Genomic DNA, 14,602 nt, shown 5'->3' with positions numbered 1-14,602 from the left:
GGCCCGGGACGCTCTCCCGGACCGCGCGGCCAGGGGATGCGGAATCGTGAACCGGTGACCGACATCAGCGGGTCGGGGTAGGGGTACCAGCCTGATCATGTCTGATGTGACCGTGGTGGTGGCGACCCGTAACCGGCGGGAACAGCTCCTGGCATCGTTGGCCCGGCACGCGGCTCCGGTGATCGTGGTGGACAACGCCTCCACCGACGGGACTCCGGAGGCGGTGGCGAGATGCTTTCCCGAGATAGAGGTCGTCCGGCTCGACCACAACGCCGGTGCCGCGGCCCGCAACGTCGGCGTCGAGCTGGCCCGCACCGCGTACGTCGCCTTCGCCGACGACGACTCCTACTGGGCGCCCGGCGCGCTGGAGCAGGCGGCCCGACTCTTCCGGGCCCATCCCCGCGCCGGCCTGCTGACCGGGCAGGTGCGGGTCGGTCCGCAGCGGCGCCTCGATCCGGTGTCGGCGTCGATGGCCGAGCAGCCGCTCGGAACACCGCCGGACCTGCCCGGCCCGGCGGTACTCGGTTTCCTGGCCTGCGCGACCGTTCTCCGCCGCCGGGCCTTCCGCCAGGTGGGCGGCTTCAATCCCAGGTTGCACGTGTACGGCGAGGAGGCGCTGCTGGCGCTGGACCTCGCGGCGGCGGGCTGGGGACTGGCCTACGCCCCCGAACTCGTCGCGTACCACCTGCCGGGTGCCGCCGGTCGGGACCAGCGTGCGCGGCACCGTATGGAGGTGCGCAACCGGGTCCTCACCGCCGTCCTCCGGCGCCCTGTGCCGGTGGTCCTGCGCACCATCGCCGAGGCCCGGCGCACGCCGCACGGCCGGCGTGGTCTCGTCGACGCCGGCCGCGAGCTGGGCTGGGCGCTGCGACACCGTCGTCGGGTGCCCACCGACGTCGAGGCGGCACGGAACCTGCTCGACCGGCTCGACAGGGGTACGCGGCCGGGGCCGGAGGGTGCCCGCGACCGGGCCGCCGGGCGGGTGCCCGTGCCAGTCCGCAGCGACGGTGGTGGGTCGGGACGACTCGGGGTACGAGGACCGTACGCCGGCCGGCCCGATCCGGGTTCCGGGGTTTCTCGACGGGGTGGACCACCCGCCGGGCAGCAGGCGCCGTCGCAACAGCAGGGGGCGAAGGGTGACCCCGGAGCAGTCTAGCGGGGCGGCGGCCCGCCACCGGTGAACGATCCGGGCCAGATGCACCGCCGAGGATTCCGACGGGACGGCGTATGGTGGAAAATCTGTGGCCGATGCCCACTTCGAGGGATTGGCGAACCGGCGTCGAACGCACGGCCCGGCCTCCGGATCCAGCCTCCGCTGATCTGCGCAGCGGTCCACGACCGTGGGCTGCCACTGCCCCCTTGCCGCACGTGATGACGGTCGGGGCGCCGTTATCGAGGACTTCTGCGCATGTCTGACACTCCTCTGGACCCCACCGACGCGTTCGCCCAGCTCGGGCGGATCCGGCTCAACGAGATGGACCTCGACGGTGTGCTGGACCAGATCGCCCGGCTGGCCAGGCGGACCATTCCCAAGGCGGAAGAGGTGTCCGTGACGCTGTTGCGGGGCAACGAGGCACAGACCGCCGCGTTCACCAGCCGGCTCGCGCTGGCCCTTGACGAGTGGCAGTACCAGCGCGGGCACGGTCCGTGCCTGGACGCCGCCCAAGCCGGCGCCACCCTCTCCCTGCCGGACATGGCCACCGAAAGCCGCTGGCCGGACTGGGCCGCCCAGGCCAGGTCGAAGGGGGTGTCCAGTTCCCTGTCGATCGGGTTGCCGGTCCAGGAGCAGGTCTTCGGGGCGCTCAACGTCTACAGCACCGAGCCAGGGGCCTTCGACGACGACGCCGTCACCTCCGCCGAGACCTTCGCCGGCTACGCCGCCGTCGCCCTGGCCAACGCCCACCTCTACGACACCACCGCCACCCTGGCCCAGCAGATGGGGATGGCGATGCAGAGCCGAGCCGTCATCGAGCAGGCCAAGGGCATCATCATGGGCGAACGTCGCTGCACCGCCGACGAGGCGTTCGCGATCCTGACGAAGGTCTCCCAGGACTCGAATCGCAAACTCCGGGACGTCGCCGCCGCGCTCGTCGACCGCGCCTCGGGGCGTACCCAGGGGTGACAGGTTCGTCACCACGGCGGACAGGGACCGCCGCCCGGGGACGTGTCCGGGGCTTCCGGTTCGAGGCAGATCGGCAGGGCCAGCTCGAAGAGGGATCCACCCTGCCTCGACTCCTCGCCGAGATCGTGGCGCACCCGCCGTACGGCGGGACGTGTCAGTCCTGGCCGCGCTGTGACTCGCGCCAGTCGCGTACGGCGTCGCGCATCCGGTCGAAGATTGCCAGGGGTGGGCCGACCATCAGATTCGCCGAGGCGGACTCGCCGGCGTGCGGGTGCGGACGCGTCGGGGCCATCGCCTCGGCCGCACGCAGTGCCCCGGCCATCCGGCCGAGTTGGGCCGAGGAGAGGCTGCGGCGCAGCGACGGAAACTCCTCCGTCTCCTCCCGGGTCGCGTGCGCGATCACCGCTTCGGAGAATCTCACCAGCCGCCGGTCGAAGTCGGGGTGCTCGACACCGAGATCGTAGAGGGCGGCGAGTTCCTTCTTGGCCTCGTCCTCCTCGTGCCGGAGCTGCCCGGTGACGGTGTCACCCCGTTCGATCTTCCGCTGGGCGCTCGGGTGCACGACGATCTCCTCCGCGCTCTCGTGCACGGCGAGCAGACGCACCAGGTCCTGGAACAGCTCCCGCTTCTGACTTCCCTCGGCACGACCGAGCTGCCCGAACAGCGTCTTGATCTGCTTGTGCTGCTCGATCAGCAGGTCCAGGACGTCCTGCTTCACACCTGCGGTCACGTTCGTCACCCTCCTCCGGTCGACGTCAGCGCCACGGTTTCCCGGCACCGCGACTTCCATGTGTCCCGGCGCCGGGTCGCTGCCGGCAGGCCGCAGCACCTCCGGCACCCAGCCCACCGCAGCGCCGGAACCGGGGCGAGCAGCTCCGGTCCGCTCAGCCCAGCAGTACCAGGAGCGCCATTCCGACCAGGATGGCCGGAATGGTGGTGATCACCGTTGCGGTCGCGGCGGCGCGGCGGCGCAGTGCCGCGAGTGGGATCAGGGCGTCCCCGTCCTGGCTGATCGCATTGGCCACCAGGGTCGTCACCGGCAGGCCGCCGCTGACGAAGATGCCGGTGAAGACGATCTGTACGGCGCAGCCCGGCACGAGTCCGATCAGCGCCCCGACGAGCACTCCGGCGATTCCGGCGAAGGCAAGTTCGGAACCGTCGAACCCGGTGGTGCCGCTGAGAACCTGCCAACCGACGTAGGCCACCGCGACCCAGACGGTGATGAACGAGGCCTCGTGCGCGCTGTGTCGCATCGCCTCCCGCCGGCTCGACGGGGAGGCGGTGGCGACGGTGTCGTCGGCGAACCGGCCCCGTCCGGCGGCGAAGATGAGCACCGCGATCAGGGTTCCGCAGCAGCCGAGCGCGAGATAGGGGTCGACGCCGCCGAGCGCGGCCGTGAGGCGTCGCGGATCGACGGCGTGGAACACCACCGGTACCGACACCAGGAAGGCCGGCATGGTGAGTCCCCAGAACACCAGGGACATCCGGATCGGGCGTACCGGCCCGGCGCCCGGGACCATCGCCACGGCCAGGGTCGCCGAGCCCGGATAGCTGCCGAGCACCGCCGGCCGGCAGTCTGCGCCGGCCCGGGCCACGGGCCCCGGCTCCGGGACGCCGGTCGGCAGGCCGGCTCCGGCCGCGGTGGCGGCGGCGTGACGCCGGGGCAGCCACCACCTCCGGGACCGGACGGTCCGGGCCGGGTCGATGCCGAGCAGGTCGACGGCGTACCCGGTGGCCAGCCCGACGGCGAAGAGCAGAGCGTGGATTTTGATCGCGAACTCGGGGTTCGCGGCGATGACCACCCAGGACGAGTCACCCATGGTCGCCGCGAGGGCGGCCACGACGGTACCGAAGGAGACCTTGCCGCGCGCGTAGAGCGGCATCAGGATGATGGCGCCGCCGCAGCCGGGGCTGACACCCAGCAGCGCGCCGACCAGGGGACCGAGCCTCGGGCGATGGGTCAGGTGGTCGGTGACCCGGTCGCCGTACCGCCAGCGCAGCCAGCCGAAGAGCGCGACCATCACCGCGACGTAGACCCCCACCTGCATGAACGCGTCCGCCAACGGGCGGGCCAGGAATTCGATCATGGCTTCCGTCTTCCGGGTGAGGCCGCGCCGACCCGCCGCCGTGGCGACGGATCGGCGCGGCGGGACGGCGCGGCGGAACGGGACAGGCCGATGCTGTGCTGCCGGTCAGGTGGCGGACGGCGGCGTACCGTGCAGACGCGGGTCGCCCGGCGGCAGCGCGGGCGCGTCCGCGTACGAGGTCGGGTTCGCCTGATAGCTGAACTGTCCCTTGCCGTCCGGGCTGGGGCCGCTGGCCCACCGCCCCTCGGCCGCCTCCTCGCCCGCCGAGAAGTTGATGTACTGGTAGGCGAACTCGTTCTCCTGCTCGGCGTCGGGGAACGCCTCCGGGACCGGCATCTCCTCGAGGCCGTCCTCCTTGAGTTGCTCGATCGCCGCGAGCCACATGTTCTGGTGCATGGTGTCGCGGGCCAGCAGGAACCGCAGCATCTGCTTGACGCCCGGATCGTCGGTCATGTGGAACAACCGGGCGACCTGGAGCCGGCCCTGCGCCTCGGCGGTCACGTTGAGGTGGAAGTCGGCGAGCAGGTTGCCGCTGGCGGTGATGAAGGCGCCGTTCCACGGCACCCCGTTGCTGTCGGTCGGCAGCGGCCCACCGCCGGAGTGGATGAAGTGCGCCGGGTTCGACCCGGCGTAGATCGCGGACAGCATGGGGTTGTCCTCGGCCGCCGCCTCCTGGAGCGACAGTGGAGAACTGTCCAGCAGGTGGGCGATCATCGTGCAGATCATCTCGACGTGCCCCATCTCCTCGGTGCCGACGTCGAGCAGCAGGTCCTTGTACTTGCCGGGCAGTCGGCAGCTCCAGCCCTGGAAGAGGTACTGGTTGGCGACCGTCATCTCTCCCCACTTGCCGCCGAGCACCTCCTGTAGGCGCCGGGCGAAGGCGGCGTCGGGAGCATCGGGCTTGGCGTGGAACTGCAGGTCCTTGACGTGGCTGAACACGGTGTCCTCCTGTTGGAAGTGGCAGACCGTGCCCGGCTACCCGTTCCGCTGGCCCGCCGGGGTCACCGGGTGGCCCGCAGGGGTCAGCCCGTCCTGGCGCTTCCGGCGAGGCATCGTGGGGCGGGCAGGCTCACCCGGACCGCCGTTCCGTCCGTGGTGCGGTACGCCGTGATCGTGCCGCCCTCGGCGGCGACCAGGTGTCGCACGATCCACAGCCCGAGTCCGGAGACGCCGGGCGGCGGTGCGGTCCGGTCCAGCGCAGTCAGCAGGGGGCGGCAGGACCGGCCCTCGTCGGCCACGACCAGGACCAGCGCTCCGGCGCGTACCGAGGCGGAGACCCGGACGCGACCTTCCGGCGGGCCGTGACGCAGGGCGTTGTCCACCAGGTTGGCGAGGATCTGACGGATCCGGTGGGCGTGCACCAGCCGACCACCGGCACCCCGGGACAGCCGTACCGTCAGCCGGTGCGGCGGCGCCTGGGCCGCGACCGCGGTCGGCAGCACCTGGCGGAGCGGGACCGGCCGGTCGACCGGCTCGGCCAGGCTCTGCGTCACCGACATCGCCTGCCGCCACAGGACCGCCAGGTGTGCCGCCTGTTCCTGGGCCAGCGCGACCAGGCCACGTCGTTGCGCGGGGCCCAGCGCCGACGTCTCCTGGGCGAGGGCTCGGGTCAGTGAACGCAGCGATTCGATCGGTGAGCGCAGTTCGTGGCAGAACATCCGCAACAGCAGCGTCTGGCTTCCGGGAGCGGGGGAGTGGGTGGCCTCCGGCGGTGCGTCCCCGGAGCCGGCGGCCGCAGGTTCCCGGCTCCGTCGGGCCCGGATATCGGCGCGATGACCGGTCTCGGTCCGGCCGGGCATGATCGGGCCCAGATCGGGAAACGCCGCCGCGTGTCCGGATCCGCAACCCTGCGCCTCGTACTGGTCGATGACCACCCTCTCTTCGTCCGGGGCCTCGAACTGCTGCTTCCGGCCAGCACTCAGGGGCGGGCCCGGATCGTCGGCTCCACCGGTGACGCTGCCGCGGCGGCCGCCACGGTCCGCCGGTGCGTACCCGATCTGGCCCTGGTCGACCTGCACATGCCGTTACCGGGCGGGATCCGGGCCATCACCGCCATCCGGCGGACCGCACCACGGGTACGGGTCGTCGCGATCTCGGGTCTGGAGGACACCGATCTGATGGTGCAGGCCCTGCGGGCCGGCGCCGAGGGTTACCTGCCGAAGAGCAGTGAACCCGAGGAACTGCTGCCGCCGCTGATGGCGATCCTGGACGGGTGGGCGGTGCTCCCTGCCGGCCTGCTCGCCGCGCTGCTCCGCCCGGCGTACAACGGGTTACCGGTGACGGCCATCCTCGACGACGAGGAACGCCGGCTTCTGCAGCTTATTGCGAAAGGTTGTCGCACGGTGGAAATCGCCGAAGAGCTGAACTTCTCCGAACGTACGGTGAAGCGACTGACGGCGTCGCTGCTGCGGAAGCTGCGGGTGTCGAACCGGACGGAGGCCGCCGCCGTGGCCGGAAACGCCGGTCTGCTCTGACCCTGGCAGTTCCGCCTCGGACGGCACGGCCGAGGCGTTTGTCCCGTCGCCCGCCGGGTACGCCATCGCTGGGCGGCGACGGTCCCCATGGGAGTTTCGAGCCGCCGGTAGTAGGCCGGGTCGGTAACGGCCGCCGGCTTCGGGTTGGGAGGAGCGGCATGGTTGGCAGGGTCGGTGGATGGTTGGCGGTGACGGTGGCGGCCGGCGTGGGAGTGGGGCTGCTCGCGCGGCGGCGCCGGGAGTCGCTGCCGGCGCGTCAGGACGACGGCTACCGGACCGTCCGCGCGGTGACCGTCGACCGTTCGGCGGAGTCCATCGTGGAGTTCTGCGGACAGTCGGGGCAGCTCTCGGTGATGCTGGACCGGCCGGTCGAGGTGCGCGCGGGTGACGGCGGGCGGCGCCACATCGTGCCCGGCGGGCCCGGGACTGCCGAGCGGGCCGTCGAGGTCCGCGCCGACTCCGCGACCGGCCCGTTCCACTGGCACGTCGAGGACGGGCCGACGCCGCACGAGGGCCGGCTCGAACTGGTTTCCGCGCCGGGTGCCCGGGGCACCGAGGTGCGGGTCGAGCTGCGCTACCCGGAGAGCCGGGTCGGACACCAGGCGGCGGTGTTCCGGGGACGCGACCTCGACCAGGTGCTCCGTACGGTGCTGCGGCGGGCCAAGTCCCTGATCGAGGCCGGGGAGGTGGTCTCCACCATGTCCGAGCCGTCCGGCCGGGCCGGCATCACGGAGCGGACCACCCGGGTCGTCCGGGAGAAGCTGTCGGCGGGAGGGCGGGCGTGAAGGCACTGTGCTGGGAGGGTGTCGGGAAGCTGCGCGTGCGGGAGGTTCCCGACCCGACGATCCAGGGCCCGGGTGACGTGATCGTCCGGGTGCGGGCGAGCAGCGTGTGCGGCTCCGACCTGCACCTGATCAACGGCTACCTGCCGGCGATGCGCGAGGGTGACATCCTCGGCCACGAGTTCATGGGCGAGGTGGTCGAGGTCGGACCGGAAGTCGGGAAGCTCAAGGTCGGTGACCGGGTGGTCGTCGGATCGGTACTCGCCTGCGGCGGCTGCTGGTACTGCCGCACCGGCCAGTACTCGCTCTGCGACAACTCCAATCCGCAGCCGAACCTCACCGAGACACTGTGGGGGCACGCGCCGGCGGGAATCATCGGCTATTCGCACGCCGCCGGTGGTTTCGCCGGCAGCCACGCCGAGTACGTCCGGGTGCCGTTCGCCGACGTCGGCGCGTTCCCGGTCCCGGAGGGGGTCCCCGACGACGCCGTGGTGTTCGCCTCCGACGCCATGCCGACCGGCTGGATGGCCGCCGACTTCTGCGACCTCCGTGGCGGTGAGGTGGTCGCGGTCTGGGGTGCCGGCGGCGTGGGTCAGATGGCCGCCCGCTCCGCCCAACTGCTCGGTGCCGAGCGGGTGATCGTGATCGACCGGCTGCCCGAACGGCTCCGCGTGGCGCAGGAGCGGATCGGCGTGGAGACCATCGACTACAGCCGGGTCGACGTGCTCGCCGCGTTGCGGGAGCTGACCGGGGGCCGGGGGCCGGACGCCTGCATCGAGGCGGTCGGGATGGAGGCCCACGACGTCGGTCCGGGGTACCGGTACGACCGGATCAAGCAGGCCGTGCGGTTGCAGAGCGACCGGCCGACGGCGGTACGGCAGGCGATCATGGCTTGCCGCAAGGGCGGTACGGTGAGCATCGTCGGGGTCTTCGGCGGCTTCGTGGACAAGTTCCCGCTCGGGGCCGCGATGAACAAGGCGCTGGTGCTGCGGATGGGCCAGATGCACGCCCAGCGTTACATCCCGATGCTCCTGGAACGGCTGGCCAACGGTGAGATCGATCCCGGCTACCTCGCCACCCATCCGCTGCCGCTGACCGACGGCGTGCGCGGCTACGAGCTGTTCGAGAAGAAGCAGGACGGCTGCCTGCGCTCGGTGCTGCACCCGACACCGGCCTGAGCTGGCGGCCGGCCGGGGCACCGGAGACCGACGGCAGGCCGACCGGGGCTACCGCGCGACGTCGACCGATCCGCGACCGTAGGCGTCGAGCCGGTCCCACCGACCAAGGATGTCGAGCAGCTGTCGGTTGCTGCCCGCAGACTCGGACATTCCGGTCTGGACAGGGCGGCCGGGTCGCTACCGGTCGGCCGGGGCGTGATCCGGATCGGGATCGTCCGGATCGGTTCCGCGAGGTGTCGCGGAGGCTCACCGGGGGAGACCAGAAACGGCGGGTGACCGGCCGCTGTCACGAATCACCGTCCCGCCCGGTCGTTGTGGGTGACAGGGCGCCTCCGGCGCCACGGAACAGACCGAACCAGAGGAACCAAGATGAAGATCGTCGTTGTCGGCGGCAGCGGACTCATCGGCAGCAAGGTCGTGGAGCTGCTCGCCGCCCGGGACCACCAGGCGGTGGCCGCGTCCCCGAAGACCGGCGTGAACGCGGTGACCGGCGAGGGGCTGGCCGAGGCGCTCGACGGGGCCGACGTCGTGGTGGACGTGTCGAACTCGCCGTCCTTCGAGCCGGCCGCGGCGCGGGAGTTCTTCGAGACCTCCACCCGCAACCTGCTCGCGGCCGAGGCGGCGGCCGGGGTGGGCCACCACGTGGCGCTCTCGGTCGTCGGCGCGGACCGGATGCCGAACATCGGGTACATGGGGGCGAAGGTGGCGCAGGAGGGGGTGATCGCGGCGGGGCCGGTGCCGTACTCGATCGTGCGGGCGACGCAGTTCTTCGAGTTCCTCGGCGCCATCGCCGACATCGGAACCGACGGCGACACCGTACGCCTGGGACCGGTGCTCTTCCAGCCGATCGCCGCCGACGACGTGGCGGCCGCGGTGGCGGACGTCGCGCTCGGTGCCCCGGTCGGCGGCATCGTCGAGGTGGCCGGCCCCGAGCGGTCCCGCCTCGACGAGGTGATCCGGTCGGTGCTGCGCGCGCAGCAGGACCCTCGACAGGTGGTGGCCGACCCGGCCGCCGGGTACTACGGCGCCGAGGTGGCCGAGGACGCGCTGGTTCCGCTCGGTGAGGCCCGGACAGGGAGCATCCGGCTGGCGGAGCGGCGTGCGGTGGACGGGGGCGGGCGGTAGCCGTCGACGCGGCACGTTGTCTGCCCGGCCTGCGGCCGGCCCGCCACGCTGGCCGGAGGCCGGGCCCACACCGCGCTGAGCCCGCTGGGTCGGCCGCCGAACCGCCCGGGGTCCACCGATCCCCCGGTCGCCGGTCGGGCGCCGACGGTACTTTGCCACCAGCCCCCGAGCGCGTGGACGATGGCGTGGTGCAGCCCGTGACCGACGGAGAGACGGAACAGTCCGGACAGACCAACGACCTGGCGGACTTCCAGGCGATCCGGGGACGATTGTTCGGCATCGCCTACCGGATGCTCGGCAGTGTCGGGGACGCCGAGGACGTCGTGCAGGACGCCTGGCTCCGCTGGCAGGGGGCGGATCGCCGGAGCGTCCGGAACCCCGCGGCGTTCCTCACCACCACGACGACCCGGTTGGCGATCAACGCGGTGACGGCGGCCCGGGCGCGCCGGGAGACGTACGTCGGGCCGTGGCTGCCGGAGCCGGTGGACACCTCGGCCGATCCGGCGCTCGGCGCCGAGCGGGCGGAGGGGCTGGAGTTGGGGGTCCTGCTGCTGCTGGAGAAGCTCGCCCCGGCGGAGCGGGCGGCGTACGTGCTGCGGGAGGCGTTCGACTACGCCCACCGGCAGGTCGCCGAGGTGCTGGGTACGACCGAGGCGAACGCCCGGCAGCTGTCCAGCCGGGCCCGCCGGCACCTCGCCTCGGCGCGCTCGACACCCGTCGGCCGGGCCGAACACCGGCGGCTGGTCGAGGCGTTCCGGGCGGCGGCCCGGAGTGGCGACCTGGCCGCGCTGGAGCGGCTGCTCGCGGCCGACGTGATCGCCAGTTCCGACGGCGGGGGACGGGTGCACGCCTCCCGGAAGGACCTGTACGGCGTGGCCCGGGTGACGACGCTGCTCGACAACGTGCTGCGGAAGTACTGGAGCGAGTCGGTGCTCCGGACGGTGCTGGCCAACGGCACGGAGAGCCTGCTCGTGGCGGCCGCCGACGGGACCCCGGAGGCGCTGCTCGCCCTGGCGGCCACCGACCGGGGCGTCGAGCGCCTCTTCCTCGTGCTGAATCCGGACAAGCTGCGTCAGTTCGCCGCTCGGAGCTGACGGCCACGGCCGGGCGGATTCCGGCAAACCGCCCTACACCAGGCCCGACCTGTGTCTAAATCGGGTACGTCGGCGCTCGACCGATCGCGACGTACGGGGGAGTCATGGGCTTCGTCACCGCCAAGGACGGCACGGAGATCTACTACAAGGACTGGGGCTCCGGCCCGGTCGTGACCTTCTCACACGGCTGGCCGTTGAGTGCGGACGCCTGGGACGGCCAGTTGCTGTTCCTGGTGCAGCATGGTTTCCGGGTGGTCGCGCACGACCGTCGGGGGCACGGCAGGTCCGGTCAGGCCTCGACCCGCAACGACATGGACGGCTACGCCGACGACCTCGCCGCCGTACTGGAGGCGCTGGACCTGACCGACGTGACGCTGGTCGGCCACTCGACGGGCGGCGGTGAGGTGGCCCGCTACATCGGCCGGTACGGCACCGGCCGGGTCGCCAGGGCGGTGCTCATCTCCGCCGTGCCGCCGATCATGGTGCAGACTCCGGACAACCCCGAGGGGCTGCCGATCGACGTTTTCGACGAACTGCGGGCCAAGCTCTTCGCCGACCGGTCGCAGTTCTACCAGGACCTGGCGCAGATGTTCTACGGCGCGAACCGGCCCGGGGCGAAGGTCTCCAAGGGCATCCTCGACCAGTTCTGGCTCTGGAGCATGCAGGCCGGCATGAAGAACGCGTACGAGAGCATCAGGGCCTTCTCCGAGACGGACTTCCGGGACGACCTCGCCAGGTTCGACGTACCGACCCTGGTGATGCACGGCGAGGACGACCAGATCGTCCCGGTGAAGGATTCGGCCCGGAAGACCGCCCAGTTGATCGCCAACGCCCAGGAGATCTACTACCGGGGCGCGCCGCACGGGCTGACCGCCACCCTCCAGGACCAGGTCAACAACGACCTGCTCGCCTTCCTCAAGAGCTGACGCCCAGGAACCGGCCTGGGACAGTCCGGCCTGGGACAGTTCAGAACTCCTGGCCGGCGACGACCGACAGAAGTCGCAGCTTCTCCGCGCTCTCGCTGCCGGGGGTGGCGGTGAAGACCAGCAGCGACTGGGACTGGTCCGGATCGAGCAGGACCTGGCAGTGCAGCTCGAGGAGCCCGAACCGGGGATGCCGGATCCGCTTCGCCGCACAGTACGGGCCGGTGACCGGGTGCTCGCGCCACAGCTCGGCGAACTCCGGGCTGCGGCTGAGCAGCCCGTCGACGATCTCACCGGCCCGGGAGTCCCGACCGGCCCGGGTGTACGCCCGGTGCAGGTCGGCGACGAGCAGCCGGCTGTGTCCGGGATGGTCGTCCTCGGGGTGGATGCGCCGGCTGTCCGGTTCGGTGAACCAGCGGTAGTGCAGGCTGCGGGCCAACCCGGCGTGCCGGGTCTCGTCGCCGAGCAGCGCGGTGGCGAGCAGGGTCTGCCGCAACGTCTCGCCGAGGTCGCTGACCACTTGGGCGGCCGCGTCGCCGAGCCCGTCGAAGATGCGCATCATGCCCGGGTTGATGTGGTCGGCCCGGCGTACCCGCCCCGGCGTCGGATATCCGCCGAGCCGGAACAGGTGGTCCCGTTCCTCCAACGACAGGCGCAGGCCACGGGCGATCGCCGCGAGCATCTGCTCGGACGGGCGCGGGCCGCGCTGCTGCTCGATCCGGCTGTAGTAGTCGGTCGACATGTCGCTGAGCGCGGCGACCTCCTCCCGGCGCAGCCCGCCGGTACGCCGCCGCCGCTGTCCCCGGGGCAGCCCGACATCCTCCGGTTGCAGCGCCTCGCGCCGGCTCCGGAGGAACTCGGCCAGCCGGACCCGGTCCACGGCGTCCTCCTCCTCGTCCATGCCCGCCGGCCGCCCGCCGACCGTTCGACTTCGGCAACAATCCCCGGACCTGCGGGAATTCCTCCGAGGTGCCGATCGTCGCACCGTGGCGGGCGGCCGACCAGGTGACCGGGATCCACGGATCGGCTGTACCTGGCTGGGCCAGAACCCCGGGCCAAGACTCGGCACCATGACTGGACCAACACAGAGCGCACCCGGACACTGGATCGACGGCGAGTGGACCTCAGCGGAATCGCCGGAGACCATCCCGGTGCTGAACCCGGCGAACGGCGAAATGGTCGCCGAGGTGCCGGCCGGTACCGTCGCCGACCTGGACCGGGCGGTCGCCGCCGCCCGGGCCGCCTTCCCCGGCTGGGCCGCGACCCCACCCGCCGAGCGGGCCGCCGTGGTGCGGCGGATCGGCGAGGGCCTGGGTACCCGTGCCGAGGAGATCGCCGCCGCGATCACCGCCGAGATGGGTTCCCCGCTCGGCCTGTCCCGGACCGCCCAGGTCGGCTTCCCGGTCGCCGTGGCCGAGTCCTTCGCCACCCTGGCCGCCGACTTCGCCTGGACCGAGGAGATCGGCAACTCACTGATCGTGCGCGAGCCGATCGGCGTGGTCGGGGCGATCACCCCGTGGAACTTCCCGCTCCAGCAGATCGTGTCGAAGCTGGCGCCGGCCCTGGTCGCCGGGAACACCATGGTCTTCAAGCCCTCCGAGATCGCGCCGCTGACCGCGCGGATCCTCGCCGAGGTCACCGCCGGGGCGGGGCTGCCGGCCGGGGTCTTCAACGTCGTCTACGGCACCGGACCGGTCGTCGGCGAGGCGATCTCCGCCCACCCGGAGATCGACATGATCTCGTTCACCGGCTCCACCCGGGCCGGCCGGCGGATCTCCGCCGTCGCCGCCGGGACAGTAAAGCGGGTCGCGCTGGAACTCGGCGGCAAGGGCGCGAACGTGATCCTCGACGACGCCGACCTGCCGACGGCGGTTCAGGCCGGCCTGGCGATGGCGTTCACCAACGGCGGTCAGGTCTGTGGCGCCTGGCCACGGATGCTGGTACCGGCATCGCGGCAGGACGAGGCCGTGGCCCTGGCTGTCGCCGCCGCCCGAGAGTACGTCGTCGGCGAGCCGACCGACGAGGCGACCCGGATCGGCCCGATGGCCTCCGAGGCGCACCGCGAGAAGGTGCACGGCTACATCGAGCGGGGCATCGCCGACGGCGCGACGCTGGTCTTCGGCGGTACCGGCCGGCCGGAGGGGCTGGCCGAGGGCGCCTACCTCCGACCGACGATCTTCGCCGACGTCGACCCGTACTCGGTGGTCGCCCAGGAGGAGATCTTCGGTCCGGTCCTGACGATCATCCCGTACGCGGACGAGGACGAGGCGGTCGCCATCGCCAACGGCACCGTGTACGGCCTCACCGCCGGAGTCTTCGGCGAGCCCGCGCACGCCCTCGCGGTGGCCCGGCGGCTGCGCGCCGGTCAGGTCGACGTCAACGGCGGCCACTGGAACCCGCTCGCCCCGTTCGGCGGCTACAAGCAGTCCGGCAACGGCCGCGAGTTCGGCCGGGCGGGGCTGGAGGAGTTCCTGGAGACCAAGTCCATCCAGCGCTGAACCGCCGGGCCGGGCAGCCGGGCAGACCGGGTCCCGGCGGCGGTGCCGGGGTCCGCCGTCAGACCCCTCGCTGGTGCAGGTAGTCCGCCAGCGCGGGCACGGTGTCCAGCGCGGAGACGTCGTCGTCGGGCTCCACCACGACGCCGTAGCGGTGCTCGACGGCCTGGATCAGCCGCACGTGGCCGAGTGAGGTGAGGCCGAGCAGCCCGAGCGACTCGGGCTCGGCCAGGGCGTCCGCCGCACTGATCTGGCCGTCGCTGGCCTCGACGACCAGGCCGGCGAGCTCGTGGTGCAGCCCGGGAACGGTCACGTCGGCTCC

15 protein-coding genes are annotated in these 14,602 nt (G+C 72.2%); 9 read left to right on the top strand and 6 right to left on the bottom strand.

Going from position 1 to position 14,602, the window contains the following annotated elements; translation table 11 throughout:
- Positions 1–97 precede the first annotated feature (97 nt).
- Both V1634_RS26240 and V1634_RS26235 read left to right on the top strand, forming a co-directional pair.
- Complete coding sequence (locus V1634_RS26240; RefSeq protein ID WP_331210564.1) at positions 98–1,156, top strand: glycosyltransferase family 2 protein; 1,059 nt, start codon at positions 98–100, stop codon at positions 1,154–1,156.
- 252 nt (positions 1,157–1,408) lie between these two features.
- Positions 1,409–2,122 (top strand): GAF and ANTAR domain-containing protein, encoded by a 714-nt coding sequence (locus V1634_RS26235; RefSeq protein ID WP_331210563.1) that lies wholly within the window; start codon positions 1,409–1,411, stop codon positions 2,120–2,122.
- Positions 2,123–2,276: 154 nt separating this feature from the next.
- On the opposite strand, the gene V1634_RS26230 is transcribed toward V1634_RS26235, so the two are convergent.
- The 4 genes from V1634_RS26230 to V1634_RS26215 form a co-directional block, all read right to left on the bottom strand.
- Complete coding sequence (locus tag V1634_RS26230) at positions 2,277–2,852, bottom strand: hemerythrin domain-containing protein (RefSeq protein WP_331210562.1); 576 nt, start codon at positions 2,850–2,852, stop codon at positions 2,277–2,279.
- Positions 2,853–3,006: 154 nt separating this feature from the next.
- A complete protein-coding gene (locus V1634_RS26225; RefSeq protein ID WP_331210561.1) occupies positions 3,007–4,209 on the bottom strand; it encodes a putative manganese transporter in 1,203 nt (400 codons plus the stop codon).
- 105 nt (positions 4,210–4,314) lie between these two features.
- On the bottom strand, positions 4,315–5,148 hold the full coding sequence (locus tag V1634_RS26220) for a manganese catalase family protein (RefSeq protein ID WP_331210560.1): 834 nt from the start codon (positions 5,146–5,148) through the stop codon (positions 4,315–4,317).
- 83 nt (positions 5,149–5,231) lie between these two features.
- Positions 5,232–6,008, bottom strand: coding sequence for a sensor histidine kinase (locus V1634_RS26215; RefSeq protein WP_331210559.1), 777 nt, complete (start codon positions 6,006–6,008; stop codon positions 5,232–5,234).
- A gap of 30 nt (positions 6,009–6,038) precedes the next feature.
- Between V1634_RS26215 and V1634_RS26210 the strand changes: the two genes are divergently transcribed.
- From V1634_RS26210 to V1634_RS26185, 6 genes are all read left to right on the top strand, one after another.
- Positions 6,039–6,683 (top strand): response regulator transcription factor, encoded by a 645-nt coding sequence (locus V1634_RS26210; RefSeq protein ID WP_331210558.1) that lies wholly within the window; start codon positions 6,039–6,041, stop codon positions 6,681–6,683.
- Positions 6,684–6,841: 158 nt separating this feature from the next.
- Positions 6,842–7,468 carry a cyclase gene (locus tag V1634_RS26205; protein ID WP_331210557.1) on the top strand — a complete coding sequence of 209 codons (627 nt, stop codon included), beginning with the start codon at positions 6,842–6,844 and terminating at the stop codon, positions 7,466–7,468.
- Complete coding sequence (locus V1634_RS26200) at positions 7,465–8,643, top strand: zinc-dependent alcohol dehydrogenase (RefSeq protein WP_331210556.1); 1,179 nt, start codon at positions 7,465–7,467, stop codon at positions 8,641–8,643. Before V1634_RS26205 ends, V1634_RS26200 begins: the two co-directional genes overlap by 4 nt.
- A gap of 369 nt (positions 8,644–9,012) precedes the next feature.
- Positions 9,013–9,768, top strand: a complete 756-nt coding sequence (locus V1634_RS26195; protein ID WP_331210555.1) for an SDR family oxidoreductase — start codon at positions 9,013–9,015, stop codon at positions 9,766–9,768.
- Between the two features lie 197 nt (positions 9,769–9,965).
- A complete protein-coding gene (locus tag V1634_RS26190; protein WP_331210554.1) occupies positions 9,966–10,862 on the top strand; it encodes an RNA polymerase sigma-70 factor in 897 nt (298 codons plus the stop codon).
- A 104-nt stretch (positions 10,863–10,966) separates the two neighbouring features.
- On the top strand, positions 10,967–11,788 hold the full coding sequence (locus V1634_RS26185) for an alpha/beta fold hydrolase (RefSeq protein ID WP_331210553.1): 822 nt from the start codon (positions 10,967–10,969) through the stop codon (positions 11,786–11,788).
- Between the two features lie 40 nt (positions 11,789–11,828).
- On the opposite strand, the gene V1634_RS26180 is transcribed toward V1634_RS26185, so the two are convergent.
- Entirely contained in the window at positions 11,829–12,686 is an 858-nt protein-coding gene (locus V1634_RS26180) for a helix-turn-helix transcriptional regulator (RefSeq protein WP_331210552.1), read from the bottom strand.
- A gap of 169 nt (positions 12,687–12,855) precedes the next feature.
- On the opposite strand from V1634_RS26180, the gene V1634_RS26175 reads away from it, so the two are divergent.
- A complete protein-coding gene (locus tag V1634_RS26175; protein ID WP_331210551.1) occupies positions 12,856–14,283 on the top strand; it encodes an aldehyde dehydrogenase family protein in 1,428 nt (475 codons plus the stop codon).
- Positions 14,284–14,341: 58 nt separating this feature from the next.
- Here the strand turns inward: V1634_RS26175 and V1634_RS26170 are convergent, their stop codons facing one another.
- The gene (locus tag V1634_RS26170; RefSeq protein ID WP_331210550.1) at positions 14,342–14,593 is read right to left on the bottom strand and encodes a phosphopantetheine-binding protein; all 252 of its coding nucleotides are present in this window, start codon (positions 14,591–14,593) and stop codon (positions 14,342–14,344) included.
- Between the last annotated feature and the right edge of the window lie 9 nt (positions 14,594–14,602).

Source organism: Plantactinospora veratri (genome assembly GCF_036421995.1).
Taxonomy (GTDB): Bacteria; Actinomycetota; Actinomycetes; order Mycobacteriales; family Micromonosporaceae; genus Plantactinospora; species Plantactinospora veratri.
This window is presented reverse-complemented; position numbering and strand designations above follow the sequence as displayed.